Here is a 24,912-nt window from a genome sequence, read left to right as displayed (position 1 = left end):
GCGGCGCCGCCGGCCCCCTGGGACGGGGGACCGACGGCGCCGGGCACGGCGAGTGCCGAAGGAACCAGGGTCAGACGAGCCAGCCGAGGAAGTGGAAGACGCCGGCGAGCAGGTTGGTGATGACGTTCATGGTGGTGCTTCTCCTTGTGCAAGTGCATCTGTGGGACAAGTGCGCGGTCGCGGTCTGCAGCCCGTCGCTTGCGCACCGTAATCATCAGCCGTCACAAGGGAGTTGAGCAACGAATACGGAGACGATCACACGTTCTGGGGAACAACCGCTCCCACGTTCGTGTGTTCGTCGCGGCGCACCAGGGCCGCGTATCTGCCGTCCCGTTCGAGGAGCTCCTCGTGTGTGCCGCGCTCGGCGATCCGGCCGGCTTCGAGGACCACGATCTGGTCGGCGTCCCGGACGGTGGAGAGCCGGTGGGCGATGGTGATGGTGGTGCGGCCGGCGGAGAGCGCGTCGATGGCCTGCTGTACGGCGTGCTCCGTACGGGTGTCCAGCGCGCTGGTCGCCTCGTCGAGGATGAGCACGGGCGGGTCCCGCAGGATGGTGCGGGCGATCGCCAGGCGCTGCTTCTCACCGCCCGAGAAGCGGTAGCCGCGCTCGCCGACGAGGGTGTCGTAGCCCTCGGGCAGCGAGGCGATGTGGTCGTGGATCTGGGCGGCGCGGGCGGCGGCCTCGATCTCCTCGTCCGTGGCGTCGGGCTTGGCGAAGCGCAGGTTGTCGCCGACGGAGGCGTGGAAGAGGTACGTCTCCTGGGAGACGACGCCGACGGCCCGGGCGAGGCTGTCGAAGTCCAGGTCGCGGACGTCGACGCCGTCGAGCAGCACTCGTCCGCCGGTCACGTCGTAGAGCCGGGGCACCAGATAGCTGAGCGTGGACTTGCCGGAGCCGGTGGGTCCGACGACGGCGAGGCTGCCTCCGGCCGGGACCTTCAGGTCGAGGGAGTCGAGCGTCGCCCGGCCGGGCGCCTCGCTGTCGTAGCGGAATTCGACGCTCTCGAACGCCACCTCGCCGCTGATCTTCTCCAGTCGGGTGGGGTTCGCGGACTCGGTGATGTCGACGGGAAGGTCGAGGTACTCGAAGATCCGCTGGAAGAGGGCGAGGGAGCTCTGGATCTGGACGCCCGTGGACAACAGGCTCACGGCGGGCCGGAACAGGCCCTGCTGGAGCGAGACGAAGGCGACCAGGGTGCCCAGCGAGATCGTCGGCCCACCCGTCTGGAGGGCGAGGCCGGCGGCCCAGTAGATCAGCGCGGGCATGGCGGCCATGACGATGCCGATGGTGGACATCCGCCACCGTCCGGCCATGGAGGAGCGCACTTCGAGGTCGACGAGGCGCTCGGACTCCTCGGCGAAGGACTTCGTGAGCGAGTCGGCGCGGCCCATCGTGCGGCCGAGCAGGATGCCGCTGACGGAGAGCGACTCGGTGACGGTCGCGGCCATGACGGCCATCTGCTTCTGGCGCTGCGTGGTGATCTTCTTGCGCTCGCGGCCGACGCGACGGCTGATCCAGACGAAGACCGGGAGGAGGAGCAGCGAGACGAGGGTGAGACGCCAGTCGAGCGCCAGCATCGCGACGACGGTCGCGACGACGGCGGTGAGATTGGAGACCAGGGAGGTGGCGGTCGAGGTGACCGTCGCCTGCATCCCGCCGATGTCGTTGGCGATCCGGGACTGGACCTCGCCGGTGCGCGTACGGGTGAAGAAGGCGAGCGGCATCCGCTGCAGCTGGGCGTACACCGACGTGCGCAGGTCGTGCATCACGCGCTGGCCGACGGTGGTGGAGATCAGGGTCTGGAGCACGCCGAAGACGCTCGTCATGACGGCGGTGACGATCATGCCGAGCGCGAGCAGGCTGAGCAGCCCGGTGCGGCCCTGCGGGATCGCGGTGTCGAGGATCTCCTTCAGCAGGAAGGGCGAGGCGACCGAGACCAGGGACGAGGCGCCGACGAGCAGGCCGACGACGGCGAGTCGGCCGCGGTACGGACGGAAGAGCCGGAGGATGCGCCGCATCTGCGCGGGCTCCTTCGGCTGCGCGGGATCGCGCGGTGGAGGTGTCCAGTCGGACTCTTCATGGGGACGCATGGGCTCCTACGAGGGGTGTGAGCAGTCAAGTCGATCAGAGCATAGCTCATTGTTACCTATACTCACAATGAACCTGGTCCTGATATTGTTCCGGCATGAACACCCCCGACCGTCCGAGCGGACCCGACGCCGACGGCCTTCTCGCCGAGCAGCTGCTGCGCCTGACCCGACGCCTGCAGCGCAGCCAGAAACAGCAGCTGGAGCCGGTCGGCATCACCCCCGCGCAGTCTCGGCTGCTGCGCACGGTCGCGCACTACGACCATCCGCCCCGGATGGCGGATCTCGCCGCGCGGCTCGAGGTCGTCCCCCGGGCCGTGACCAGCCTCGTCGACGGTCTCGAGGCCGCGGGCCGGGTGCGCCGGGTCCCCGATCCGACCAACCGCAGGGTGGTGCGGATCGAGCTCACCGACTCGGGTCGCGCCACGCTGCGCGCGTTGCGAAGCGCCCGTCGGGCGGCCGCAGAGGACATCCTTGCGCCATTGACCGTCGATCAGCGCGAGGTGCTCGGAGGTCTGCTGTCCGCTCTGGTCGACCACGTGCCGGAGCGTCGCTGCTGACCGAGGGGCGCAGGGAGCGCCGAGGGGAGCCGTGACATGCCACTGCTGGAGCCGAACCCGCAGGCCCTGCGTCCGAGGACGGAGCGGACCCCGGCCCCCGACCGCGTCCCCGATCTCCAGTCGCGCGGCACGCCACGACACCTGCGGGAGGAGCTGACCGCGCTCCTCGGTCCCGAGAAGGTGCTCTCCAAGATCTCCGACCTGGTGCGGTACGCCTCCGACGCCAGCCCCTACCGGTTCGTGCCGCAGGTCGTGGTGGTGGCGGAGGACATCGACGACATCTCCGCGGTCCTCTCGTACGCGCACGGCAAGGGCCGCGAGGTGGTGTTCCGGGCGGCCGGAACCAGCCTCAACGGCCAGGCGCAGGGCGAGGACATCCTGGTCGACGTGCGCCGGCACTGGGTGGGCGTCGAGGTGCTCGACGACGGCGCCCGGGCCCGGATCCGGCCCGGCACCACGGTCGTCCGGGCCAACGCCGCCCTCGCCCGGCACGGCCGGGTCCTCGGGCCCGACCCGGCGAGCGCCGTCGCCTGCACGATCGGCGGGGTGGTCGCCAACAACGCCTCCGGCATGACGGCGGGGACGACGCGGAACTCGTACCGGACCGTCGCCTCCCTCACCTTCGTCCTGCCGAGCGGCACCGTCGTCGACACCGGCGACCCGGCGGCGGACGCGGAGCTCGCGCGCGCCGAGCCCCGCCTCTGCGAAGCCCTGATGGCGCTCAAGGCCGAGATCGAGGCCGACGCGGAGCTGGTCGCCCGCATCCGTGCCAAGTACGCCATCAAGAACACCAACGGCTACCGCCTGGACGCCTTCCTGGACGGTGCCACGCCCGTGCAGATCCTGCGGGGACTCATGATCGGCTCGGAGGGCACGTTCGGCTTCATCTCCGAGGTCGTCTTCGACACTCTGCCCCTGGACCGGCAGGTCTCCACCGCACTGCTCTTCTTCCCCTCGCTGCCGGCCGCGGCCGCCGCCGTGCCGCGCTTCAACGACGCCGGGGCGATGGCGGTCGAGCTGATGGACGGCAGCACACTGCGTGCCTCGGTCAGCGTCGCAGGCGTGCCGGCCGACTGGGCGGAGCTGCCGAAGGAGACGGCGGCGCTGCTCGTGGAGTTCCGCGCGCCGGACGCGGCCGCGCAGGAGGCGTACGAGCGGGCGGCGGACGCCGTACTCGACGGTCTGGAGCTGGTCGCGCCCGTCGCCTCGGTGCGCAATGCCTTCACCCGCGCCCCGGGGACGATCGCCGGGTACTGGAAGGCCCGCAAGGCGTTCGTGACCGCCGTGGGCGGCTCGCGCCCCTCGGGTACGACGCTGATCACCGAGGACTTCGCCGTACCGCCGGCCCGGCTCGCCGAGGCCTGTGCGGACCTCTTGGAGCTGCAGTCCCGGCACGGCTTCGACGCAGCCGTGGCCGGTCACGCCGCCCACGGCAACCTGCATTTCCTGCTCGCGTTCGACGCCGCCGATCCGGCCGACGTGGAGCGGTACGCGGCGTTCATGGACGAGTTCTGCAAGCTGACCGTGGAGCGGTTCGACGGCTCGCTGAAGGCTGAGCACGCCACCGGCCGCAACATCGCGCCCTTCCTGGAGCTGGAGTGGGGGCCGAGGGCGACCGAACTGATGTGGCGGATCAAGGAGGTCATCGATCCCGACGGGGTGCTCGCGCCGCGGATCGTCCTCGACCGCGACCCGCAGGGCCATCTGCGCGGCCTGAAGACGATTCCGAGGGTGGAGGCGATCGCCGATCCCTGCATCGAGTGCGGCTTCTGCGAACCGACCTGTCCCAGCCATGACCTGACGACCACTCCGCGCCAACGCATCGTGCTACGGCGGGAGATGATGCGGCAGAGCGACGGCTCACCGGTGGAGGCGAGCCTGCTGGAGGCGTACGGCTACGACGCCGTGGACACCTGTGCCGGCGACTCCACCTGCAAGCTGGCCTGCCCCGTGGGCATCGACACGGGTGCACTGATGAAGGACTTCCGCCATCAGCGCCACTCGCGGCGCGAGGAGCGCGTCGCGGCGCTCGCGGCCAGGAACTTCCGCGCCGTGGAGGCATCCGCCCGGCTCGCGGTCGCCGCGGCGGACCGGATCGGGGACCGGCTCCTGGAGTCGGTGACCGGCCTGGCGCGCAAGGCGGTGCGGCCCGATCTCGTACCGGAGTGGCTGCCGGAGATCCCGGGCGCGGCGGCCCGCCGTCTCCCCCGGACCCACCGTCCGGCGGCCGTCGCCGTCTACTACCCGGCCTGTGTGAACCGTATCTTCGGCGGGCCCGAGGGCCTGTCGGGCCCGTCGCTCCCCGAGGCGGTGGTCGCGCTCTCCGCGCGGGCGGGCAAGCCGGTGTGGATTCCGGACGACGTGGCCGGGACGTGCTGCGCGACGATCTGGCACTCCAAGGGGTACGAGCGCGGCAACGAGGTGATGGCCAACCGCATCGTGGAGGCGGCCTGGGGCTGGACGGCGGGCGGGCGTCTGCCACTCGTCGTCGACGCCTCCTCGTGCACGCTCGGGATCGCCCACGAGGTGGTGCCGTATCTCACCGACGACAACCGGGAGTTGCACGCCGAGCTGACCGTCCTGGACTCCCTGGTGTGGGCGGCCGACGAGCTGCTGCCGCGGCTCGATGTGCGGCGCGCGGTGGGCTCTGCGGTGGTGCATCCGACGTGCTCGATGCGGCATCTGGGGGACGAGGAGCAATTGACGGCGCTGGCCCGTGCTTGCGCCGACGAGGTCGTGGTCCCCGAGGACGCGGGCTGTTGCGCCTTCGCCGGCGACCGGGGAATGCTCCATCCGGAGCTGACGGCCTCGGCCACCGCGCGCGAGGCCGCCGAGGTGACGGCGCGCTCCTTCGACGTGCATCTGTCGGCGAACCGGATGTGCGAGATCGGTATGGACCGGGCGACCGGGCGGAGCTATCACCACGTGCTCCTGGCCCTGGAGCACGCGACGCGTCCGTGACGCCCCGCGTCCTCCGCGCGCCCCGCCGAAGCGGTGGCGGAAGCGGAGGCGAAGAGTCCAACTACCCGTCGCAAGAGTCCAATCCGCGCCCTTGCGCACCACCAGTCTCAACGGCCAGGGTCCTGAGCGGGATTCATGAGCCAGCCGTGCCCACAGCTACTGGAGGTTCCATGAACGACAACGCACCGCAGCCGCCGAGCCGTCGCTCCGTCCTTCGGACCACGGCCGGCGTCGCGGGGGCGGGCATCGGCCTCGGCGCCCTGGGCGCCGGGCCCGCCGAGGCCGCCGGGGCCGTCACGGCCGCCGCCGAGAACGCGGAGCAGAACGCCGGGCAGAACGCCGAGGCGCCCCTGCGCAACGGCGCCACCATGGCGGGCGTCCCCTTCGAGCGACGCCCCACCGTCCGCATCGGGATCCTCGGCCTCGGAAACCGCGGCGACAGCATGCTCGACGTCTATCTCGCCGTCCCCGGTGTGAGCGTGGTCGCGGTCTGCGACCCGGTCAAGGCGAAGGCAGAGCGGGCGACCGCCAAGGTCGTCGCCGCCGGACAGCCCGCCCCGGCGGTGTACACCCACGGCGAGGACGACTACGAGAACCTCTGCAAGCGTTCCGACGTGGACTTCGTCTATGTGGCCACCCCTTGGCACCTCCATTTCGAGATGGCCAGGGCGGCGATGCTGAACGGCAAGCACGTCGGCGTGGAGTGTCCGATCGCCATGACGCTCGAGGACCTGTGGAAGCTCGTGGACCTCTCCGAGCAGACCCGCCGCCACTGCATGCAGCTGGAGAACTGCTGTTACGGCCGCAACGAGATGCGGGTCCTGCGGATGGCGCACGCGGGCAAGTTCGGCGATCTGCTGCACGGCGCGGGGGCGTACAACCACGATCTGCGCGAGCTGCTGTTCTCGCCCACGTACTACGAGGGGCCCTGGCGCCGGCTCTGGCACACCCAGCTGCGGGGCGATCTCTACCCCAACCACGGCTTCGGTCCGGTCGCCAACTACATGGACGTCAACCGCGGTGACCGGGTGGTGAGCATCAGCAGCTTCGGGACGCCCGCGCTCGGGCTCGCCGAGTACCGGGCCGAGAACATGCCGCCGGGCGACCCGAGTTGGCGGGAGTCGTACATCGGAAGCGACCGGACGACCAGTCTGGTGCAGACGGCGAAGGGCCGTGTGATCCGGCTGGAGCACGACGTCTCGACCCCGCACCCGTACAGCCGGATCAACAGCCTCGGCGGCACCCGGGGGGTGTTCGAGGACTATCCGGCCAGGATCTATCTGGAGCCGGACCACAAGGGCCACCAGTGGGGCGACTTCGCCGCGTACGCCGCGGAGTTCGACCACTGGCTCTGGAAGGAGCACGCCAATCCGCCCGGCGGCCACGGCGGCATGGACTACATCATGATCTTCCGGCTGATGCAGTGCATGCAGCTCGGTCTCGTCCCCGACTTCGACGTGTACGACGCGGCGACCTGGACGGCCCCGGTGCCGCTCAGCCACGCCTCGATCAGGGCCAAGGGCGCGCCGCAGGCGATCCCCGACTTCACCCGCGGGGAGTGGAAGAAGGCCCGCTCCGGCGTGGACTCGGTCAAGCCGGCCACGTGACAGGCGGCGCGGGGCCCGGCTCGCACCAGCCGGGCCCCGCGGTCGCTCAACTCGCCGGCTGCCGCTCCCCCGCGGACTCCTCGGTGGAGTCCTTGGCGGAGTCCTTGGCAGACACCTCGGCCTGCTCCGGTACGAAGGGGATCTCGCCGTTCAGGACGGCCTTGGCCGTCACCCGGTCCAGCGCCCCCTCCCAGCGGGAGACCACGAACACGGCCACGCAGTTGCCGAGCAGATTCGTGGCGACGCGCATCGCGTCCATGATCCGGTCGACGCCGAGCAGCAGGGCCACGGCCGCGACCGGGATGACGCCGAGGGCGGCGGCGGTCGCGGAGAGCGCGAGGAACGCCGAACCCGGCACGCCCGCCATGCCCTTGCTGGTGAGCATCAGCACGAGGACGACGGTGATCTGCTGGCCGAGGCTGAGGTCCACTCCGACGGCCTGGGCGATGAAGAGCGTACCGATGGAGAGGTAGATCGAGGCTCCGTCGAGATTGAACGAGTAGCCCGTCGGAAGGACCAGGCCCACCGCGTCGTCGCGGCAGCCGGCGGCGCGCAGCTTCTGCATCATGCGCGGCATCACGGTCTCACTGGACGCGGTGCCGAGGGCGAGCAGCATCTCCTCGCGGGTGTAGCGGACGAACTTCCAGAGGCTGAGCCCGGTGAGCGCCTTGAGGGCGAGGGCCAGGACGAGCAGGAACAGCAGCGCCACGCCGTAACAGACGGCGATCAGCTTGCCGTACGTGGAGAGCGCGCCGAGTCCGTACTGGCCGACCAGGTGGGCCGTGGCGCCGAAGACCGCGAGCGGGGCGAGCTTCATGATGAAGCCGACGACGGCGAAGACGACCTCCTGGGCCTGCTCGACGGCGGGCAGGATGGCCGGCACCTTGGTGTGACCGAGGTGCAGCAGCGCGGCGCCGACCAGGCAGGACAGGACGAGCACCTGGAGCAGCGAGTTCTCGGCGAAGGCGCCGACCGCGCTGTCGGGCAGCGAGTGCAGCAGGAACTCGGAGGTCGAGGGGAGCTCCCCGCCTCCGGTCTTGGCGTCGACGGCGGAGGCGTCGAGGGTGGCCGGGTCGATGTTCATCCCGGTGCCGGGCCCGAAGAGGTTGCCGGCGAGCAGACCGAAGACGAGCGCGACGGTGGTCGCGACCTCGAACCAGATCAGGGCCTTGATCCCGATGCGGCCGAAGGCCTTGAGGTCACCGGCCTTGGTGATGCCGGCGACGACCACGCAGAAGACGAGCGGGGCGATCATCGCCTTGATGAGGCGGATGAATCCCTCGCCGAGCGGCTGGGCGGCCGAGGCGACCTCGGGCCACAGCCGCCCGACGAGGATTCCGAGCAGGAGCGCGCAGGCGACCTGCGCGAAGAGCGAGGTGCGCAGCAGACGGGCTGCGCGGCGCGCGAGGGACGGCGCGGGCGGTGCTGGTGGGGCGGCGTGCGGCACGGGCACTCCTCCGTAGCGGACTTCTGTCATGCGGAAACGAACTTCCGCAGTGCGCGCCACTATGGCGGAGCTGTGTATTCCACAGAAGACCCCATGCAACATCCAGGTAAATCTTGGATCTTGCTCCAAACCCGCCCGTCACTCACGTCATGAAGTCCCCGCCCACGCCGCTCAGCAGCGCAGACGGTCCTCCGTGACCGTGCCCTGCGCCGTCCTCACGCTCCGGTCGTAGCACCCGTCGGAGCCGAAGAGTCGGTACCGCTCCGCCGTCGTCCCGACCGCGTGCCGCTGATCGCGGGGCACACCCGTGGTGTACGTGGCATTGCCGGCGTACCTGTGATCGAGGTCGGACCAGGAGAGCCGCTTCCCGCCCCGCACGACCTCCGTGCGGGCGCGGTCGCCGAGCGAAAGGACGGTCCGCAGGCGGTCACCCGCGCCGATCGTCGTCTCGCCGTCCATCGTGTACGTGCGGTGGGTGCGGGTGCTGGTGCGCCCGACGGTCACGGTCTCGTCGTCGGCCCACCGGGCGGTGAGCGCGTCCGGGTTCTCGCCCTCGGCCCAGCGGTGCACGGAGGTGTGGGCGAGGGTCCGCGTGACCGTGGTGTCGACGCGGCCGTGCGAGGTGTTCAGATGGCCGGCGACGGTGAGCGCGTGCCCGCCCTCGGTGTCCAGCCGGTGCTCGGATCCCGCCGTGTGCACCGAGGAGTTGCGCGGTGCGGTCTCCTCGTGGCGGTCGAGCGCTCCGGTGACCACGGCGCGGCCCTCGTCCTGCCAGAGCAGGATGTTGGTGGGCGTGCTCCAGCCGGTCTGCCCCGCGGGAACGCCGACGACCGACACCTCGACCCGGTGGGCGCGGCCGTCATTGAGGATGCCCGCGAACGGGGTCAGGTCGTAGACGATCGGCTGGATGTCGAAGGCGCGCGGGCCGGGGGTGACGTACCAGAGGAAGGGGTTGGACCAGCCGCCCGTCCACACCGTCGGGAAGGGGGCGGCGATGCCCGCGAGTCGTCCGTCGACGGAGACCTGCACCTCGCGGTAGGGCCCGTCGGTCGCCTTGCAGGAGTACGGTGCCGCGTCGGGCACGGTCAGGTACCAGTACTCCTCGCATCCGCCGCCGGAGCCCGTCGCGTACACCTCGGCGAGGACGCGTTCGGTGTTGCGCGGGGTGGTCAGGCTCGTGGAGTCGAGCGGCATCACCCGGTCGGGGGTGCCGGCGGCCGGCTTCGCGTGCGCCCGGGCCGCGTAGAAGGTGAGGGTGACCCGGACGTCGAAGACGCCGGTGTACGTCTCGTTCACGACATTGCCGATGAGCATTTCGACCGGCTGCGGACGGCTCAGGGTGTCGCGGTAGCGGGTGACGTCCTTCTCCACCGACCAGGCGATGCCGTCGGGCGAGGGCTGGGGCGTGGAGGTGCGGAAGATCTCCACGCCGCCGACGGTGAGATGGCCGAGCCGGTCGTACTGACGCCCCTTCACCTCTCCTTCGAGGCGGAGGACGACCTTGCTCCAGCGCGTGCCGCACTCCTTCGGGGGCGAGTAACTCCCCTTGTACGGCGTGAAGTCGCGGAACTGCGCCTCGGCGAGGGTCACTTCGCAGGAGGGGGCGTCCGGCCTGGCGACGGGCGGCGCGGCGGTGACCGGGTCGTGCCAGTCGCTCGTGAACTCCGGAGGGGGTGTCTCGTACGGAGCCCAGGCGCCCGCCGGGTGGGCGGTGAGCAGCGCTCCGGCGGCCAGGACGAGGCCGCCGATCATGCTCATGATCTTCTGATGTCTCATGGGACCGGAGTGAAGCGCGGGGCACCCGGGGCGTCCAGAGGGGGTGGTCGACCTTGGCGCGTTCTGTGCCCCGATGCGAATAAATCGATTGCCGCCCGCGGTCCCGGAACGCGAACCTTGCACGGTTTGAGCCATCTGCCGAAAAACCGGAAGACCCTGGGAAGCCATGCAGATTCGCGATCTACCGTACGCCGATCCAGGGGTCCCCGATGTCCGCTCGGGCACCCGGTTCCTCGTCTGGCTCGGCCGCAACCAACTCGGCGGACAGGTGAAGGCGCTGCTGTGGGGCCTGCTCCTGCAGCTCGGCATCGCCGGTCTGTCGGTCGCCGTCGGCCTGGCCGTCCAGGCCGTCGTCGACCGCTCCGGCGGTCGGCTTGCGCTCGTGGGCGGACTGCTCGCCGTGCTCGGAGCGGCCATCGCGGTCGGCGACATGATGCTGCACCGCACCGCCGTCACCAACTGGGTCACCGCCGCCGCCCGCGTCCAGCAGCTGCTGTCGCGCAAGACGGCGGAGCTGGGCGCGGTCCTCACCCGGCGGGTCGCCGCCGGCGAGGTCGTGGCCGTCTCCACCTCGGACGTCGAGAAGATCGGCTGGTTCGTCGAGGCGCTGTCGCGGTTCGCGGCGGCCGCGCTGACGATGGTCCTGGTCTGCGTCGGTCTGGTGGTCTACCAGCCGGCCCTCGGCGTGGTGGTCGCGATCGGCCTGCCGGTCCTCGCACTGGCCGTGCTGCCCCTGCTCCCCCGCGCCACCCGACGGGCGGACATCCAGCGCGAGAAGGCCGGCAAGGCCACCGAGCTGGCCTCGGACACCGTGGCCGGACTCCGGGTGCTTCGCGGCATCGGCGGCGAGGAGCTGTTCCTCGGCCGCTACCGCGCAGCCTCCCAGGAGGTGCGCCGCGCGGCCGTGCACAGTGCGCGGATGTGGGCCCTCATCGCGGCCGTCCAGGTCCTGCTCCCCGGACTGCTCCTGGTGGGCGTGCTGGCCTACGGCGCGCGGCTCGCCCTCGACGGCCGCATCGCGGTCGGTGAACTGGTCACCGTCTACGGCGCGGTGGCGCTGATGCTGCACCCTCTGCGCCACTTCGAGGAGATCGCCATGGCGTACTCCTTCTCCCGGCCGTCCGCCAAGCGCGCGGCCCGCGTGCTGGCACTGTCCCGCACGACGACGGTCTCCGGCGAGGACCGAGCGGCGAGCGGCGACCTGTACGACCCGGCGACCGGACTGCTCGCGCCCTCGGGCCACTTCACGGCGGTGGTGTGCGGCGACCCGGACGCGGCGGGACGGCTCGCGGACCGGCTCGGCGGCCATCCGGCGGAGCCGGCGGAGGGTCACACCTCCGTCCTGCTCGGCGGTGTCCCGCTCGACGAGCTCGAGCTGGCCGCGGCCCGTACCGCCGTCCTGGTCCAGGACAAGGATCCGGTGCTGCTCTCCGGCACGCTGCGCGAGCTGCTCGACGTGCCGTCCTCCGGTGCCGTGAGCGCCGAGGCGGCCTTGGAGGGCGCGCAGTGCGGCGACGTCCTGGACGCGCTGGCGCAGGCCTCCGTGGACACCGGGGGCGATCCGATGCGGACCAGGATCACCGAGCGCGGCCGGTCCCTGTCGGGCGGGCAGCGACAGCGTCTGGCGCTGGCCCGATCCCTGGTCACCGACCCGGAGGTGCTGGTGCTCGACGAGCCGACCTCGGCGGTCGACTCGCACACCGAGGCACGGGTCGCCGCCGGGGTGCGGAAGCTGCGCGAGGGCCGTACGACGGTCGTGCTGGCCTCCTCGCCGCTGCTCCTCGACCGGGCCGACCGGGTGGTGCTGATCGACGACGACGAGGTGGTGGCGGTCGGCACGCACCGGGACCTCCTGCGCACCGAGCCGCGCTACCGGGCCGTCGTCACCCGCGAGACCGACGAGGAACAGGCCGTGGAAGCCACGTCGGCGGACAAGCTGGAAGCAGAGCTGGAAGGAGAGTCGGCATGATCGGCCTCGCGCCACCGGCGTACGACCCGGCGGCCCCGCAGTCGGCGACGACCCTGCCCGTCGGCACGGCCGCGACCGTACGTGGCTACGTACGCGACCTGCTGCGCCGCCATCGCAGGGCGTTCGCGCTGCTCGTCGGGGTCAACGCGGTCGCCGTGATCGCCTCGATGGTCGGTCCGTACCTCCTCGGCTCGCTCGTCGAGCGGCTCTCCGACGGAGCGCGCGAGCTCCATCTGGAGCTCACCGTCGGGCTGTTCGTGCTCGCGCTCGTGATCCAGACGCTCTTCGTGCGGATGGTGCGGCTGCGCGGCGCGATCCTGGGCGAGGAGATGCTGGCCGATCTGCGCGAGGACTTCCTCGTACGGTCGGTCGGGCTGCCGCCGGGCGTACTGGAACGGGCCGGGACCGGCGACCTGCTGTCCCGTATCACCACGGACATCGACCGACTCGCCAACGCCATGCGGGAGGCCGTACCCCAGCTGGCGATCGGGGTGGTCTGGGCCGGTCTGCTCATCGGCGGCCTCACGGTGACCGCGCCGCCCCTGGCGCTGGCGATCGTGCTGGCCGCGCCCCTGCTGATCGTGGGCTGCCGCTGGTACTTCAAGCGGGCGCCGTCGGCCTACCGCTCGGAGGCCGCCGGATACGCGGCGGTCGCCTCGGCGCTCGCCGAGACGGTCGACGCGGGCCGGACGGTCGAGGCGCACCGCCTCGGCGTGCGCCGTGTCTCCCTCTCCGACCGGCGCATCGCGGAGTGGACCGCGTGGGAGCGGTACACATTGGGTCTGCGCTCGGTGCTCTTCCCGGTCGTGAACCTCACGCACACCACCGTCCTGGCGGGTGTCCTGATGCTGGGCGGCGTGTTCGTGCTGCAGGGCTGGATCGACGTCGGGCAGCTGACCACGGGCGCGCTGCTCGCCCAGATGCTGGTGGAGCCGATCGGGATCATCCTGCGCTGGTACGACGAGTTGCAGGTCGCCCAGGTGTCGCTGGCCCGGCTGGTCGGCGTCCGGGACATCGAGCCGGACGCCGGAGACGGCGAGGTACGGCCCGAGGGCCGGACGGTCCGCGCGGACGAGGTGCGGTTCGGCTACCGGGAGGGTGTCGACGTGCTGCACCAGGTGTCCATGGACGTCGCCCCGGGCACCCGGCTCGCGCTGGTCGGCCCGTCCGGCGCGGGCAAGTCGACGCTCGGCCGGCTCCTGGCGGGCATCTACGCCCCGCGCACCGGGTCGGTCACGCTCGGCGCCGCCGAGCTGGCGAAGATGCCGGCCGAGCGGGTCCGCGAGCACGTGGCCCTGGTCAACCAGGAGCACCACGTCTTCGTCGGCTCGCTCCGCGACAACCTGCTGCTCGCCCGCACGGGCGCCGAGGACGGGGAGCTGTGGGCGGCGCTCGGCGCGGTCGACGCGGACGGCTGGGCGCGGGCGCTGGACGAGGGACTGGACACCGAGGTCGGCTCGGGCGGGCTCGCGCTCACGCCGGCGCAGGCCCAGCAGATCGCGCTGGCCCGGTTGGTCCTCGCCGATCCGCACACGCTGGTCCTCGACGAGGCGACCTCGCTCCTGGACCCACGGGCGGCGCGCCATCTGGAGCGCTCGCTGGCACGGGTCCTGGACGGCCGTACGGTCGTCGCGATCGCCCACCGGCTGCACACCGCGCACGACGCGGATGTGATCGCGGTGGTCGAGGAGGGCCGGATCAGCGAGCTGGGCAGCCATGACGAGCTGGTGGCGGCGGACGGGGCGTACGCGGCGCTGTGGCGGTCGTGGCACGGCTGACCAGTGGGGCGGGGCGGGCCGACCGGCCGGGTCGGCGCCCGTCGGGCCGGCCCGCCCCGCCTTCAGTAACCGATCGTGAAGCGGCGCTGGACGAAGCGGGGTAGCTCCGCCTCGTCGATCAGGGCCACGGCCGCGTCCTCCGCCGAGACGCGGCTGCGGCCGTCGGCGTCACGGACCGGCTGGTCGTCGCCGACGCGGAAGCGGCCGGTGCGCTCACCGGGGGCGATGTCTTCGGCGGGGCTGAAGTAGGTCCATCGGCGGTTCGAGGCGCGCAGGACGTTCAGGGCGTCCCGGTGGCCGCGGACCGCCGCCGCGTAGGCGCGGGGCAGCCCGACGGCGTCGAGGGTCTCGTGGAGACGCTCCTCCGCGTCGGCGAGCACCACACCGGGCTCGACCTCCAGACTGCCCGCGCCGCCGATCACGATCAGCCGGGTTCTGGGGTGGCTCTCCAGCGCCTTCAGCAGGGCCCTCGCCGCTCTGGCGTAGACGGTCGCGTCGGCGATGGAGCGCCGCACCGTGTCCCCGAGGTCCTGAGCGGCGTTCCCCGGCTGGAAGGCGCTGATGAGAACGTCGAGCCCGGGCAGGACGGCGGCGATGCCGTCGGCGTCCAGCACGTCGAGGCTCGCCCAGGTGATGTTCTCGCGGGTCTCGTCCACCGCCGCAGCCGTGGCGTCGCGGCTGAACGCCCTGATGTGGTGCCCGCGCTCCAGGGCTTCCGCGACGACGCGGCTGCCGATGGTTCCTGTCGCTCCGATGACTCCGATGTGCATGACTCTCCCCTGTGATCACATCTCTGACGTAACGCCGTGCGAAAACTATACGCCGTGAAGTGCACGCCGTGCATTTTCCGTACGCCGTGAAGAGAAGTGACGCTGTAGAGTGTCCGCGTGACAGGGAGATCAGGGACCGGGACGGACACGGCGGCGGCTCCGGCGGGCCGGGGGCGCCGTGAGCGACTGCGGGTGGAGACCACGGCCGAGATCAAGGACACGGCGCTGCGGCTCATGGCCTCGGGCGGGCCGGACGCCATCACACTGCGGGCCATCGCCCGCGAGATGGGCATGACGGCCAACGCGATCTACGGCTACTTCGCCACGCGCGACGACCTGGTCACCACCCTCGTCGCCGATGTGTACGCGGCGCTGGCCGACGCCGTGGACGCGGCCTGGGCGAACGCACCCGCCGAGGAACCGGCCGCCCGGATCCTGGCCTGGGCCCGCGCCTTCCGCGCCTGGGCCCTGACCAACCCCGAGGGCTTCCGGCTCGTCTACGGCGACCCGGTACCCGGCTACCAGGCCCCGGAAGGCGGCCCCGCCCCGGACGCGGCCCGCCGCGTGTGCACCGGCCTCGCCGGGCTCGCCGCAGCGGCCTGGCCGTTCGCCGAACCCCTCTACCGGGACAGCGCGTTCACCTGGTCCGACTTCGACGCCGGCCTCCTCGACAAGGTGCGCCCGGCCTTCCCCGAGCTGCCGCCGGCCGGTGTCGCGCTGGCCCTCCGCGTCTGGGGGCACCTGCACGGACTGGTGGCCCTGGAGGTGTACGGGCATCTGGGTCGCCAGACGGCGAGCCCGGACAAGCTCTTCCAGGAGGAGCTGAACCGGCTCGTGACGACGCTGGGCGTCCCCCGCTCCGGCTGAAGGGGGTGACGCGGGCGTCCCCCGGAGCGACGACGCGGGCGCCCCCCGGAGCGACTGGGACAAGCCGCCCGGCCCGCCCGCCCCGCACCCGCTAGAGGTATCCCAGCGCCGAGGCGCCGCCCACGCCGCCGAGCAGCATGAACGCCGGCATCAGCACCTTCAGCTCCACCCAGCTGCCCGCGCGGAACCGCATCCCCTTCGGCGGGCCGACCGGGTACCACCGCTTGCGGCCCACCGGGATGGGCCAGAGGATCGGGCAGCCGGACACGGTCAGCGCGTCGCCGATGTCGTGGACGAGGGCGCCGAGGACGATCGGCAGGCCGAGCCAGAGGTACTCCTGGCCGGGGCCGGTGAAGAGCCAGTCCGAGCCGTTGCCCGGCTGGTCGAGAACGCCCGCGAGGATCCAGGCGCTGGTGGCGCCGAGCAGCCAGACCAGGACGTCGCTGGACATCCGGGCGGCCCGCCACAGCAGGCCTTCCACCGCGAGGACGAGGTGGACGAAGAGGATGGCGAGGACGGCCCAGCGGCCGCCGGTGATGGCCAGGACCGAGGCTCCGGCGCCGATCAGGACCGCCCAGAGCCAGGTGTGGGTGAGCGTGCGGTGCCCGCCCGACCGGCGGGGGTCGGCGGTGGAGCGGGTGGACTTGTAGACGGCGTACGAGAGCTTGTCGACGATCTCGCACAGGCCCTTGGAGACCGGGCCGAAGGCGCGCGAGATGGTCGCGGACTTGTGGTCCAGGTCCGGGGCGAGCGCCGCGCCCGCGCAGATGAGCGCCCCGACGACGACCACCGGCCAGGGCATCGGGTGACCGGCGGCCGCGGCCGCCGCTCCGACGCCCAGCCAGGCCGCCGCTCCGGACAGCGAGTGCGCCGGTCCCATCATGGTCGTTCCCGCCCCATTCCTCCCGCGCCGGCGCTCAGTTGACGACCGGTCGACAAGGCAGCGTATCGTCCGTGATCTTCACGCCGATGGCCGGTTCCCTCATCCGGGCGGAATCCAGGCAAGATGGGGGCGTGACCCTTATCGATCAGCTGCCGCCGAACGCCGACCCCGACGCCCTCTTCGAGGCTTTCTCCTCATGGGCGGAGGGCCGGGGCATCACGCTCTACCCGGCCCAGGAGGAGGCGCTGATCGAGGTCGTCTCCGGTGCGAACGTGATCTTGTCGACCCCTACCGGCTCGGGAAAGTCGCTGGTCGCGGCCGGCGCGCACTTCACCGCGCTCGCCAATGACCAGGTGACGTTCTACACCGCGCCGATCAAGGCGCTGGTGTCGGAGAAGTTCTTCGACCTGTGCAAGCTCTTCGGCACCGAGAACGTGGGCATGCTGACCGGCGACGCGTCGGTGAACGCCGACGCGCCCGTCATCTGCTGTACGGCGGAGGTGCTGGCCTCCATCGCGCTGCGGGACGGCAAGCACGCCGACATCGGCCAGGTCGTGATGGACGAGTTCCACTTCTACGCGGAGCAGGACCGCGGCTGGGCCTGGCAGATCCCGATCCTGGAACTGCCGCAGGCGCAGTTCGTCCTCATGTCGGCGACGCTCGGCGACGTGTCGATGTTCGAGAAGGACCTGACCCGGCGCACGGGCCGCCCGACCTCGGTGGTCCGCTCGGCGACCCGGCCGGTGCCGCTCTCGTACGAGTACCGGCTCACCCCGATCACGGACACGCTGACCGAGCTCCTGGAGACCAAGCAGGCGCCGGTCTACATCGTCCACTTCACGCAGGCGCAGGCCGTCGAGCGGGCGCAGTCGCTGATGAGCATCAACATGTGCACGCGGGAGGAGAAGGACAAGATCGCCGAGCTGATCGGCAACTTCCGCTTCACCACCAAGTTCGGGCAGAACCTCTCGCGTTTCGTCCGCCACGGCATCGGCGTGCACCACGCGGGCATGCTGCCGAAGTACCGGCGGTTGGTCGAGAAGCTGGCGCAGGCGGGCCTGCTGAAGGTGATCTGCGGGACGGACACGCTCGGCGTGGGTGTCAACGTCCCCATCCGTACGGTGCTGTTCACGGCGCTGACGAAGTACGACGGCAACCGGGTGCGCACGCTGCGCGCGCGGGAGTTCCACCAGATCGCGGGCCGGGCCGGCCGGGCGGGCTTCGACACCGCCGGTTTCGTGGTCGCGCAGGCGCCCGAGCACGTCATCGAGAACGAGAAGGCGCTCGCCAAGGCCGGCGACGACCCGAAGAAGCGCCGGAAGGTCGTCCGCAAGAAGGCTCCGGAGGGTTTCGTCGCCTGGAGCGACACCACCTTCGAGAAGCTGATCGCCGCCGAGCCGGAGCCGCTGACCTCGCGCTTCAAGGTCACCAACATCATGCTGCTCTCGGTGATCGCCCGCCCGGGCAACGCCTTCGAGGCGATGCGCAAGCTCCTCGAGGACAACCACGAGCCGCGCAAGGCGCAGCTGCGGCACATCCGCCGGGCCATCGCGATCTACCGTTCGCTGCTCGACGGCGGTGTGGTGGAGCAGCTGGACAAGCCGGACGCCGAGGGCCGCACGATCCGGCTCACGGTCGACCTCCAGCAGGACTTCGCGCTCAACCAGCCGCTGTCGACGTTCGCGCTCGCCGCGTTCGACCTGCTCGACCCGGAGTCCCCGTCCTATGCCCTGGACATGGTGTCGGTCGTCGAGTCGACCCTCGACGACCCGCGCCAGATCCTGGCCGCCATGCAGAACAAGGCGCGCGGCGAGGCGGTCGGGCAGATGAAGGCGGACGGCGTCGAGTACGAGGAGCGCATGGAGCGGCTCCAGGAGATCTCGTACCCGAAGCCGCTGGAGGAGCTGCTCTGGCACGCGTACGAGGTGTACCGGAAGTCCCACCCGTGGGTGGGCGACCACCCGGTCTCGCCGAAGTCCGTCATCCGTGACATGTACGAACGGGCGCTGTCCTTCACCGAGTTCACCTCCTGGTACGAGTTGGCGCGGACCGAGGGCATCGTGCTCCGCTATCTCGCCAGCGCGTACAAGGCGCTGGACCACACGATCCCGGACGATCTGAAGACCGAGGACCTCGAGGACCTGATCGAGTGGCTGGGCGAGATGGTGCGCCAGGTGGACTCCTCGCTGCTCGACGAGTGGGAGCAGCTGGCGAACCCGGAGGTCGAGACGGCCGAGGAGGCGCAGGAGAAGGCCGACCAGGTCAAGCCGGTCACCGCGAACGCCCGGGCCTTCCGGGTCCTGGTGCGCAACGCGATGTTCCGCCGGGTGGAGCTGGCGGCCCTGGACAACGTGGACGCGCTGGGCGAGCTGGACGCCGAGTCCGGCTGGGACGCGGACGCCTGGGGCGAGGCGATGGACGCGTACTGGGACGAGTACGAGGACCTGGGGACGGGTCCGGACGCGCGCGGACCGAAGCTCCTGTCGATCGAGGAGGACGCTGCGCACGGGCTGTGGCGCGTCCGCCAGACCTTCGCCGACCCGAACGGCGACCATGACTGGGGCATCAGCGCGGAGGTGGATCTCGCGGCCTCCGACGAGGAGGGCCGGGCGGTCGTCCGCGTGACGTCCGTCGGACAGCTGTAGAAGGAGCGCAGAGGTGACCAACCCCGCCGAGAGACTCGTCGACCTGCTCGATCTGGAGCAGATCGAGGTCAACATCTTCCGTGGCCAGAGCCCGCAGGAGTCGCTGCAACGGGTCTTCGGCGGGCAGGTCGCCGGCCAGGCCCTGGTGGCGGCCGGGCGCACCACGGAGGGCGACCGGCCCGTGCACTCGCTGCACTCCTACTTCCTGCGGCCGGGCAGGCCGGGCGTCCCGATCGTCTACCAGGTGGAGCGGGTGCGGGACGGGCGGTCGTTCACCACCCGCCGGGTCACCGCGATCCAGCAGGGGCGGACGATCTTCAATCTGACCGCCTCCTTCCACCTGCCGGAGGAGGCCGGCATCGAGCACCAGCTGCCGCCGCGGCACATGACGGACCCGGAGACGCTGCCGAGGCTCGCGGACGAGATCCGCGACCACCTGGGCGTGCTGCCGGAGGCCCTGGAGCGCATGGCCCGGCGCCAGCCGTTCGACATCCGCTACGTGGACCGGCTGCGCTGGACGAAGGACGAGGTCAAGGGCGCGGACCCGCGCAGCGCGGTGTGGATGCGGGCGGTGGGCCCGCTCGGGGACGATCCGCTGGTGCACACCTGCGCGCTGACGTACGCGTCCGACATGACGCTCCTGGACGCGGTACGGATCCCGATCGAGCCGCTGTGGGGTCCGCGGGGCTTCGACATGGCCTCGCTGGACCACGCGATGTGGTTCCACCGCCCCTTCCGGGCGGACGAGTGGTTCCTCTACGACCAGGAGTCCCCGATCGCGACGGGCGGCCGGGGTCTGGCCCGCGGCCGGATCTACGACCGCGAGGGCCGGCTGCTCGTCTCCGTGGTCCAGGAGGGGCTGTTCCGGAAGCTCTAGGTTCCCGGGAGCGTGTCCTGGTCGACCTCGTGGCGGCGGGTGCGGATGTCCGGGCCCGGCGGGTGGAGCTTGGCGTCGCAGGAGGGGCCGAGGCGGGTGCGGCGGGACTCCGCGCCGGTCAGGGGCCGGCCGCACAGCCGGCACCGCACGGGCCGGCGCGTGGCCTCCGGTGCGGAATCGATGTCGATTGTCAGTGGTTCATCACTCATGGTGTGATCACACCCTAGTCTCGACGAGGAGCTCTCCATGAGTCTGTACGACATCCCCCTGCGCACGCTGTCGGGCGACCCGATCTCGCTGGCCGACTACCGCGACCAGGCCGTCCTGGTCGTCAACGTGGCCTCCAAGTGCGGTCTGACGCCGCAGTACGCGGGTCTGGAGCGGCTGCAGAAGGAGTACGGGGAGAAGGGCTTCACCGTGCTCGGTGTGCCCTGCAACCAGTTCCTGGGCCAGGAGCCGGGCAACGCGGACGAGATCCAGACCTTCTGCTCGGCGACGTACGGCGTGACGTTCCCGCTCCTGGAGAAGACGGATGTGAACGGCGAGGCCCGTCACCCGCTCTACACGGAGCTGACGAAGGTCGCCGACGCCGAGGGCGAGTCCGGGGACGTCCAGTGGAACTTCGAGAAGTTCCTGATCGGCAAGGACGGGCAGATCACCCGCTTCCGCCCCCGCACCGAGCCCGAGGCCCCCGAGGTCGTCGCGGCGATCGAGGCGCAGCTGTCCGCCTGAGCCGACGGCTCTGCCGGCTGATCCACACGGTGTCGATCATGTAACGTGTGTGCGGTTCTTGCAGTTCAGCGCACGACCGAGGAGGTGGGACCCATCAACGCCATGCAGGCAGGGTGCTCCCCCTCGACGACCGTGTGGTCAGCCCGACAGAGGTGACCACGGGAGCGCCCCTCGGCTTCCCGGAAGGTTTCCATGTCGATCGACCCCTCTTTCTCCCTCCGCTCCACGACCGTCTCCCGACTTCGCGCCGCAGGGTGCGTGTTCGCCGAGGACGAGGCGGAGCTTCTCTTCTCCACCGCCCACAGCCCCGGCGAACTCGACACGATGGTCGAGCGACGTGCGGCCGGTCTGCCCATCGAGCACGTCGTGGGCTGGGCGGCCTTCGCCGGGCTGAGGATCGCCGTCGACCCGGGGGTGTTCGTGCCCCGGCGGCGGACGGAGTTCCTCGTCGAGCAGGCCGTGGGCCTGGCCCGGCCAGGCGCCGTCTGCGTCGATCTGTGCTGCGGCTCAGGCGCTGCGGGGGCGGTGCTGCTCTCGGCTGTGGAGGGCGCCGAGGTGTACGCCTCGGACATCGAACCCGCCGCCGTGCGCTGCGCGCGGCGCAATGTCGAGCCGCGCGGCGGCCGGGTCTTCGAGGGTGACCTCTTCGCCCCGCTGCCGGCCGCGCTGCGCGGCCGGGTCGAGGTGCTGGTCGCCAATGTGCCGTACGTACCGACCGAGGAGGTCGGGCTGCTGCCGCCCGAGGCGCGCGAGCACGAGCCGCTGATCGCGCTCGACGGTGGCTCGGACGGCCTCGACGTGCTGCGCAGGGTGGCGGCCGAGGCCGCCGACTGGCTCGCGCCGGGCGGGCAGCTGCTGGTCGAGACGAGCGAGCGTCAGGCCGGCCGGGCCGTCGAGGCGGTATCCGGGCACGGCCTGACGCCGCGGCTGGTCACATCGGACGAGCTGTACGCGACGGTCGTCGTCGCGACACGGCGCTGACGCGGGCGGGCCGGCCGGGCTGGCGGGCAGGCGCGGCCCGGGTCGGTCCCGGTCGCTCCGGCCGGGACCCAAGCGGCCGGGACCGGGCGGCCCGGCACACCGGCCCGCCCGTTGTCAGGTGGTTCGGGGCCGGACCCGGCAGCGCGCCGGGCCGGTCACCCGGAGGGTGATCGCGGCGCTGACCGGCACCTCGGTGTCGATCGCCTCGAGGTCGTACTCCTGAAGGATCATCGCCAGCGCGATCACGGACTCCAGCATCGAGAAGTGCTGGCCGATGCAGGCGCGCGGGCCGCCTCCGAAGGGGAACCAGGCGTAGCGGGGGCGGCTCGCCTCCGCCTCGGGCGTGAAGCGCTCGGGGTCGAAGCGCTCCGGGTCCTCCCAGTACGAGGGGTGGCGGTGGGTGACCCAGGGGGCGACGATCACATCGGCGCCGGCGGGGATGGTGTGGCCGCCGATCTCGGTGGCGGCGACCGAGCGGCGGCCGATGGCCGGTGCGGCCGGGAAGAGCCGCATGGCCTCCTTGAGTACCTGGGTGAGGTAGGGCAGGGCGTCGAGGTCGGCGGCGCCGGGGGTACGGCCGGCCAGGACGCGGTCGACCTCCTCGTGGGCCCGCTTGCGCTGCTCCGGGTGGAGGGCGAGCAGGTGGAGGGCGAAGCCGAGGGAGGTGGCGGTCGTCTCGTGTCCGGCGAGCAGGAAGACGAGGACCTGCTCGCGCAGTTCGGAGGCGTCGAAGCTGCCGTCCTCGGCGCTCTCGGCCTCGGCGAGGAGGGAGAGCAGGTCCTGCCCGTCGCCGTCGCCGGCGTTCCGGCCGGCGGCCCGTCGCTCGGCGATGATCCGGTCGCAGACGGCGTACAGCTCCTCGTGCGCGGCGGCGGCTCGGCGGTTGCCGGGGGTGGGCCAGTCGCGGGGGATGTTGAGGGGCGAGAAGCCGCGGCGCAGGACGTATTCGCCCATGACCGGGAAGGCGCGCTCGACGATCTCCACGGCCGCCTCGACGTCCGTGCCGAAGAGGATGCGGGCGACGGCGCGGAGGGCGAGTCGGGTCATCTCGTCGAGGACGTCGACGGTGGAGTCCGTCGCGGTGCGCCAGTGCGCGGTGACGCCTTGCACCTCGGCGGCGACGGCCTCGGCGTAGCTGTCGACGCGGCGGCGGGTGAAGAGCGGCTGGACGAGCCTGCGCTGGCGCAGGTAGTCCTCGTCCTGGCTGGTCAGCAGTCCGTTGCCGAAGGACTCGCGCACTTCCTGGTAGAAGGCGTTGTCCTTGCGGAAGTTGGTGGACTCCGTGGCGAGGACCTGCTGGGCGCCTTCGGCGGAGAACACCCCGTAGACGGTCGCGCGCACCCCGGGCGGTCCGGCGGTGATGCGGACGACGTCCCCGTGTGCGCGCTGGGCGTTCAGGAAGGTGCCGAGCGAGTCGTTCTTGAGGTCGAACATCGAGCCGAGCAGCGGAAGCCCTGCCGGGCCCGGTATCGCGCTGGTGGTTGCCATGTGTGCGTTGCCCCCTTGATCGTCACCGGCCCGGTGATTCTCCCCCACCGTTCGACTCACCGATAGCCGGGGGCGAACACCAGGCCGAATCAAGCCTGTTGGCCCGTTGCCAGTGGCGCTGCTCCAGGACCCGGAGGGCAACGAGTTCTGCGTGGTGTGAACTCCGTGGTGGATTCGGGAATCCGCAGTCACCGAATCGTGAAGATTCGGCGAGACGCTTGAGCCCTGAACAGCGCACTCGCGCTGCTGGCTCGGGGGAGAACCGATGACCCATCACATCCGTCCTGGCGCCCGTAGAACCGTCGGCGTCGTCGCCGCTCTGTTCGCCCTGACTCTCACGGCCTGCGGGCCCGAGGAAGTCCCGCCCGGGGCGACACCCTCACGGCCGGCGAGCCCGTCGGCCTCGCCCCCGTCCACGCCGGCCGCTCCGTCGGCCACGCCCTCCTCGACACCGCCGAAGCCTTCGAAGCCGTCGAAGCCGTCGACCCCGTCGGGCTCGCCGGACGGGGGCCCGTCCGACCCCGACTTCGCGGTCTTCCCGTGCAGCACGTACGACGTGAGGTTCACCGCGGACCTCGCGGAGCGCACCACCAGCAGCTACCTGCTCAAGATCACCAACAAGAGCGGTAAGCCGTGCAGGGTGCTGGACTATCCGATCGTGACCTTCGGCGACCTGGACGGCGCCGCGACAGAGCGTCCGGAGACGCACCCCGGCACCGACATCCGGCTCGAGCCCGGAGAGTCGGCGTACGCGGGGCTCATGGGCGGCGCGAACGACGGAACGGGCCGGACCGTCGGCTCGATCGCGATGACCATGAACACCGCGTCCGACCTCGAGCAGGTGCCGCTCAGGGCATCGACCCCCGGCCTGTACGTCTCGCCGTCCCGGAACTCGGTCACGGCCTGGGTGAGCAATGCCGAGAACGCCCTCAGCCTGTGACGCGGCATGCTGACGTCACGGGGCCTCCCGTGACGAAACGGACCGCCGGAGAATCCGGCGGTCCGTCGCACAAGGCCGAGCCGAGTGATTGCTGTCGCAGGGCTCGATGCCCCGGACTCAGGAATAGACGGTCGTCCAGTCACCGCTCTGCGAGGTGGGCACCCACGCGTTCGTCTCCCCGTAGTACGTGGCGAAGGAGCAGGAGTTGTTCTTGTAGAACGTGACGGTGACCTCGCCCTTCCACCACCAGCCGCCGATCCAGGTGTCCCTGCCCGGGGTGGCGAAGCACCCCGACGCCACATCGCCGTTCTGGTTGAACCCCTGAATGCGGACGGAGTAGACGGCGCCGCTGGTGTCGTGGAAGTGGATCTGCTGGCCGTTCGATGCGGCGAACGACTGACCGGCGGATCCGAGCACTCCGGCGAAGGCCAGGGCAGCGGCCCCGACAGTGGTGGCGACCTTCTTGCGCAGGTTCATGTTTCCCCCCAGGGATGAACGGTTTCGACTGCTTCGGCCAAGATCATAAGGCCGGAACCCGCCCAC

20 protein-coding genes are annotated in these 24,912 nt (G+C 71.3%); 11 read left to right on the top strand and 9 right to left on the bottom strand.

The genetic code is table 11. The features are described 5' to 3' along the window. Positions 1-255: 255 nt before the first annotated feature. Complete coding sequence (locus ACFV9D_RS04580; protein WP_385140801.1) at positions 256-2,091, bottom strand: ABC transporter ATP-binding protein; 1,836 nt, start codon at positions 2,089-2,091, stop codon at positions 256-258. A 95-nt stretch (positions 2,092-2,186) separates the two neighbouring features. Here ACFV9D_RS04580 and ACFV9D_RS04575 point away from each other — a divergent pair, with 95 nt between their 5' ends. The 3 genes from ACFV9D_RS04575 to ACFV9D_RS04565 all read left to right on the top strand — a co-directional run bounded on the left by ACFV9D_RS04575 (position 2,187) and on the right by ACFV9D_RS04565 (position 7,216). After that, entirely contained in the window at positions 2,187-2,648 is a 462-nt protein-coding gene (locus tag ACFV9D_RS04575; protein WP_385140798.1) for a MarR family winged helix-turn-helix transcriptional regulator, read from the top strand. A 36-nt stretch (positions 2,649-2,684) separates the two neighbouring features. Beyond that, positions 2,685-5,609 (top strand): FAD-binding and (Fe-S)-binding domain-containing protein, encoded by a 2,925-nt coding sequence (locus tag ACFV9D_RS04570; protein WP_385140796.1) that lies wholly within the window; start codon positions 2,685-2,687, stop codon positions 5,607-5,609. A gap of 170 nt (positions 5,610-5,779) precedes the next feature. Continuing rightward, positions 5,780-7,216, top strand: a complete 1,437-nt coding sequence (locus tag ACFV9D_RS04565) for a Gfo/Idh/MocA family protein (RefSeq protein WP_385140793.1) — start codon at positions 5,780-5,782, stop codon at positions 7,214-7,216. 46 nt (positions 7,217-7,262) lie between these two features. Here ACFV9D_RS04565 and ACFV9D_RS04560 read toward each other — a convergent pair whose 3' ends face one another. Next, entirely contained in the window at positions 7,263-8,663 is a 1,401-nt protein-coding gene (locus ACFV9D_RS04560) for a cation:dicarboxylate symporter family transporter (protein WP_385140790.1), read from the bottom strand. 171 nt (positions 8,664-8,834) lie between these two features. Then, entirely contained in the window at positions 8,835-10,439 is a 1,605-nt protein-coding gene (locus tag ACFV9D_RS04555) for a peptide-N4-asparagine amidase (protein ID WP_385140787.1), read from the bottom strand. Positions 10,440-10,605: 166 nt separating this feature from the next. Here ACFV9D_RS04555 and ACFV9D_RS04550 point away from each other — a divergent pair, with 166 nt between their 5' ends. Beyond that, a complete protein-coding gene (locus ACFV9D_RS04550; protein WP_385140784.1) occupies positions 10,606-12,408 on the top strand; it encodes an ABC transporter transmembrane domain-containing protein in 1,803 nt (600 codons plus the stop codon). Further along, a complete protein-coding gene (locus ACFV9D_RS04545; protein WP_385140781.1) occupies positions 12,405-14,186 on the top strand; it encodes an ABC transporter ATP-binding protein in 1,782 nt (593 codons plus the stop codon). The genes ACFV9D_RS04550 and ACFV9D_RS04545 overlap by 4 nt, the downstream gene beginning before the upstream one ends. A 62-nt stretch (positions 14,187-14,248) precedes the next feature. Here ACFV9D_RS04545 and ACFV9D_RS04540 read toward each other — a convergent pair whose 3' ends face one another. Then, positions 14,249-14,956, bottom strand: a complete 708-nt coding sequence (locus ACFV9D_RS04540; RefSeq protein ID WP_385140778.1) for an NAD(P)-dependent oxidoreductase — start codon at positions 14,954-14,956, stop codon at positions 14,249-14,251. A gap of 117 nt (positions 14,957-15,073) precedes the next feature. Here ACFV9D_RS04540 and ACFV9D_RS04535 point away from each other — a divergent pair, with 117 nt between their 5' ends. Continuing rightward, positions 15,074-15,823 carry a TetR/AcrR family transcriptional regulator gene (locus ACFV9D_RS04535; protein ID WP_385140775.1) on the top strand — a complete coding sequence of 250 codons (750 nt, stop codon included), beginning with the start codon at positions 15,074-15,076 and terminating at the stop codon, positions 15,821-15,823. A 91-nt stretch (positions 15,824-15,914) separates the two neighbouring features. Here ACFV9D_RS04535 and ACFV9D_RS04530 read toward each other — a convergent pair whose 3' ends face one another. Beyond that, positions 15,915-16,706 (bottom strand): metal-dependent hydrolase, encoded by a 792-nt coding sequence (locus ACFV9D_RS04530; RefSeq protein ID WP_385140772.1) that lies wholly within the window; start codon positions 16,704-16,706, stop codon positions 15,915-15,917. A gap of 71 nt (positions 16,707-16,777) precedes the next feature. Between ACFV9D_RS04530 and ACFV9D_RS04525 the strand changes: the two genes are divergently transcribed. After that, positions 16,778-19,351, top strand: coding sequence for a DEAD/DEAH box helicase (locus tag ACFV9D_RS04525; RefSeq protein WP_385140769.1), 2,574 nt, complete (start codon positions 16,778-16,780; stop codon positions 19,349-19,351). A gap of 13 nt (positions 19,352-19,364) precedes the next feature. After that, a complete protein-coding gene (locus ACFV9D_RS04520) occupies positions 19,365-20,228 on the top strand; it encodes an acyl-CoA thioesterase (RefSeq protein ID WP_385140766.1) in 864 nt (287 codons plus the stop codon). Here the strand turns inward: ACFV9D_RS04520 and ACFV9D_RS04515 are convergent. Further along, positions 20,225-20,437 (bottom strand): DUF6011 domain-containing protein, encoded by a 213-nt coding sequence (locus tag ACFV9D_RS04515; protein ID WP_385140764.1) that lies wholly within the window; start codon positions 20,435-20,437, stop codon positions 20,225-20,227. The genes ACFV9D_RS04520 and ACFV9D_RS04515 overlap by 4 nt on opposite strands. A 37-nt stretch (positions 20,438-20,474) precedes the next feature. Here ACFV9D_RS04515 and ACFV9D_RS04510 point away from each other — a divergent pair, with 37 nt between their 5' ends. Both ACFV9D_RS04510 and ACFV9D_RS04505 read left to right on the top strand, forming a co-directional pair. Continuing rightward, positions 20,475-20,960 carry a glutathione peroxidase gene (locus ACFV9D_RS04510; RefSeq protein ID WP_385140761.1) on the top strand — a complete coding sequence of 162 codons (486 nt, stop codon included), beginning with the start codon at positions 20,475-20,477 and terminating at the stop codon, positions 20,958-20,960. Between the two features lie 192 nt (positions 20,961-21,152). After that, complete coding sequence (locus ACFV9D_RS04505; protein WP_385140758.1) at positions 21,153-21,941, top strand: putative protein N(5)-glutamine methyltransferase; 789 nt, start codon at positions 21,153-21,155, stop codon at positions 21,939-21,941. A gap of 114 nt (positions 21,942-22,055) precedes the next feature. Here ACFV9D_RS04505 and ACFV9D_RS04500 read toward each other — a convergent pair whose 3' ends face one another. Both ACFV9D_RS04500 and ACFV9D_RS04495 read right to left on the bottom strand, forming a co-directional pair. Next, positions 22,056-23,429, bottom strand: a complete 1,374-nt coding sequence (locus tag ACFV9D_RS04500; protein WP_385140756.1) for a cytochrome P450 — start codon at positions 23,427-23,429, stop codon at positions 22,056-22,058. A 273-nt stretch (positions 23,430-23,702) separates the two neighbouring features. Further along, positions 23,703-23,996, bottom strand: a complete 294-nt coding sequence (locus ACFV9D_RS04495; protein ID WP_385140754.1) for a hypothetical protein — start codon at positions 23,994-23,996, stop codon at positions 23,703-23,705. Here ACFV9D_RS04495 and ACFV9D_RS04490 point away from each other — a divergent pair. Beyond that, positions 23,986-24,369: a DUF4232 domain-containing protein gene (locus ACFV9D_RS04490; RefSeq protein ID WP_385140751.1), complete on the top strand. Its 384-nt coding sequence runs from the start codon at positions 23,986-23,988 to the stop codon at positions 24,367-24,369. The two genes, ACFV9D_RS04495 and ACFV9D_RS04490, sit on opposite strands and share 11 nt — an antisense overlap. 117 nt (positions 24,370-24,486) lie before the next feature. Here ACFV9D_RS04490 and ACFV9D_RS04485 read toward each other — a convergent pair whose 3' ends face one another. Next, positions 24,487-24,846: a hypothetical protein gene (locus ACFV9D_RS04485; protein ID WP_385140748.1), complete on the bottom strand. Its 360-nt coding sequence runs from the start codon at positions 24,844-24,846 to the stop codon at positions 24,487-24,489. Between the last annotated feature and the right edge of the window lie 66 nt (positions 24,847-24,912).

Origin of the sequence: Streptomyces sp. NPDC059875 (assembly GCF_042731085.1) — a bacterium.
Classification (GTDB): domain Bacteria; phylum Actinomycetota; class Actinomycetes; order Streptomycetales; family Streptomycetaceae; genus Streptomyces.
This window is presented reverse-complemented; position numbering and strand designations above follow the sequence as displayed.

Excerpts from the sequence above, each read along its gene's own strand:
- ACFV9D_RS04580 (WP_385140801.1), bottom strand. The coding sequence starts at position 2,091 with ATGCGTCCCCATGAAGAGTCCGACTGGACACCTCCACCGCGCGATCCC.
- ACFV9D_RS04575 (WP_385140798.1), top strand. The coding sequence starts at position 2,187 with ATGAACACCCCCGACCGTCCGAGCGGACCCGACGCCGACGGCCTTCTC.
- ACFV9D_RS04570 (WP_385140796.1), top strand. The coding sequence starts at position 2,685 with ATGCCACTGCTGGAGCCGAACCCGCAGGCCCTGCGTCCGAGGACGGAG.
- ACFV9D_RS04565 (WP_385140793.1), top strand. The coding sequence starts at position 5,780 with ATGAACGACAACGCACCGCAGCCGCCGAGCCGTCGCTCCGTCCTTCGG.
- ACFV9D_RS04555 (WP_385140787.1), bottom strand. The coding sequence starts at position 10,439 with ATGAGACATCAGAAGATCATGAGCATGATCGGCGGCCTCGTCCTGGCC.
- ACFV9D_RS04550 (WP_385140784.1), top strand. The coding sequence starts at position 10,606 with ATGCAGATTCGCGATCTACCGTACGCCGATCCAGGGGTCCCCGATGTC.
- ACFV9D_RS04545 (WP_385140781.1), top strand. The coding sequence starts at position 12,405 with ATGATCGGCCTCGCGCCACCGGCGTACGACCCGGCGGCCCCGCAGTCG.
- ACFV9D_RS04540 (WP_385140778.1), bottom strand. The coding sequence starts at position 14,956 with ATGCACATCGGAGTCATCGGAGCGACAGGAACCATCGGCAGCCGCGTC.
- ACFV9D_RS04530 (WP_385140772.1), bottom strand. The coding sequence starts at position 16,706 with ATGATGGGACCGGCGCACTCGCTGTCCGGAGCGGCGGCCTGGCTGGGC.
- ACFV9D_RS04515 (WP_385140764.1), bottom strand. The coding sequence starts at position 20,437 with ATGAGTGATGAACCACTGACAATCGACATCGATTCCGCACCGGAGGCC.
- ACFV9D_RS04510 (WP_385140761.1), top strand. The coding sequence starts at position 20,475 with ATGAGTCTGTACGACATCCCCCTGCGCACGCTGTCGGGCGACCCGATC.
- ACFV9D_RS04505 (WP_385140758.1), top strand. The coding sequence starts at position 21,153 with ATGTCGATCGACCCCTCTTTCTCCCTCCGCTCCACGACCGTCTCCCGA.
- ACFV9D_RS04500 (WP_385140756.1), bottom strand. The coding sequence starts at position 23,429 with ATGGCAACCACCAGCGCGATACCGGGCCCGGCAGGGCTTCCGCTGCTC.
- ACFV9D_RS04485 (WP_385140748.1), bottom strand. The coding sequence starts at position 24,846 with ATGAACCTGCGCAAGAAGGTCGCCACCACTGTCGGGGCCGCTGCCCTG.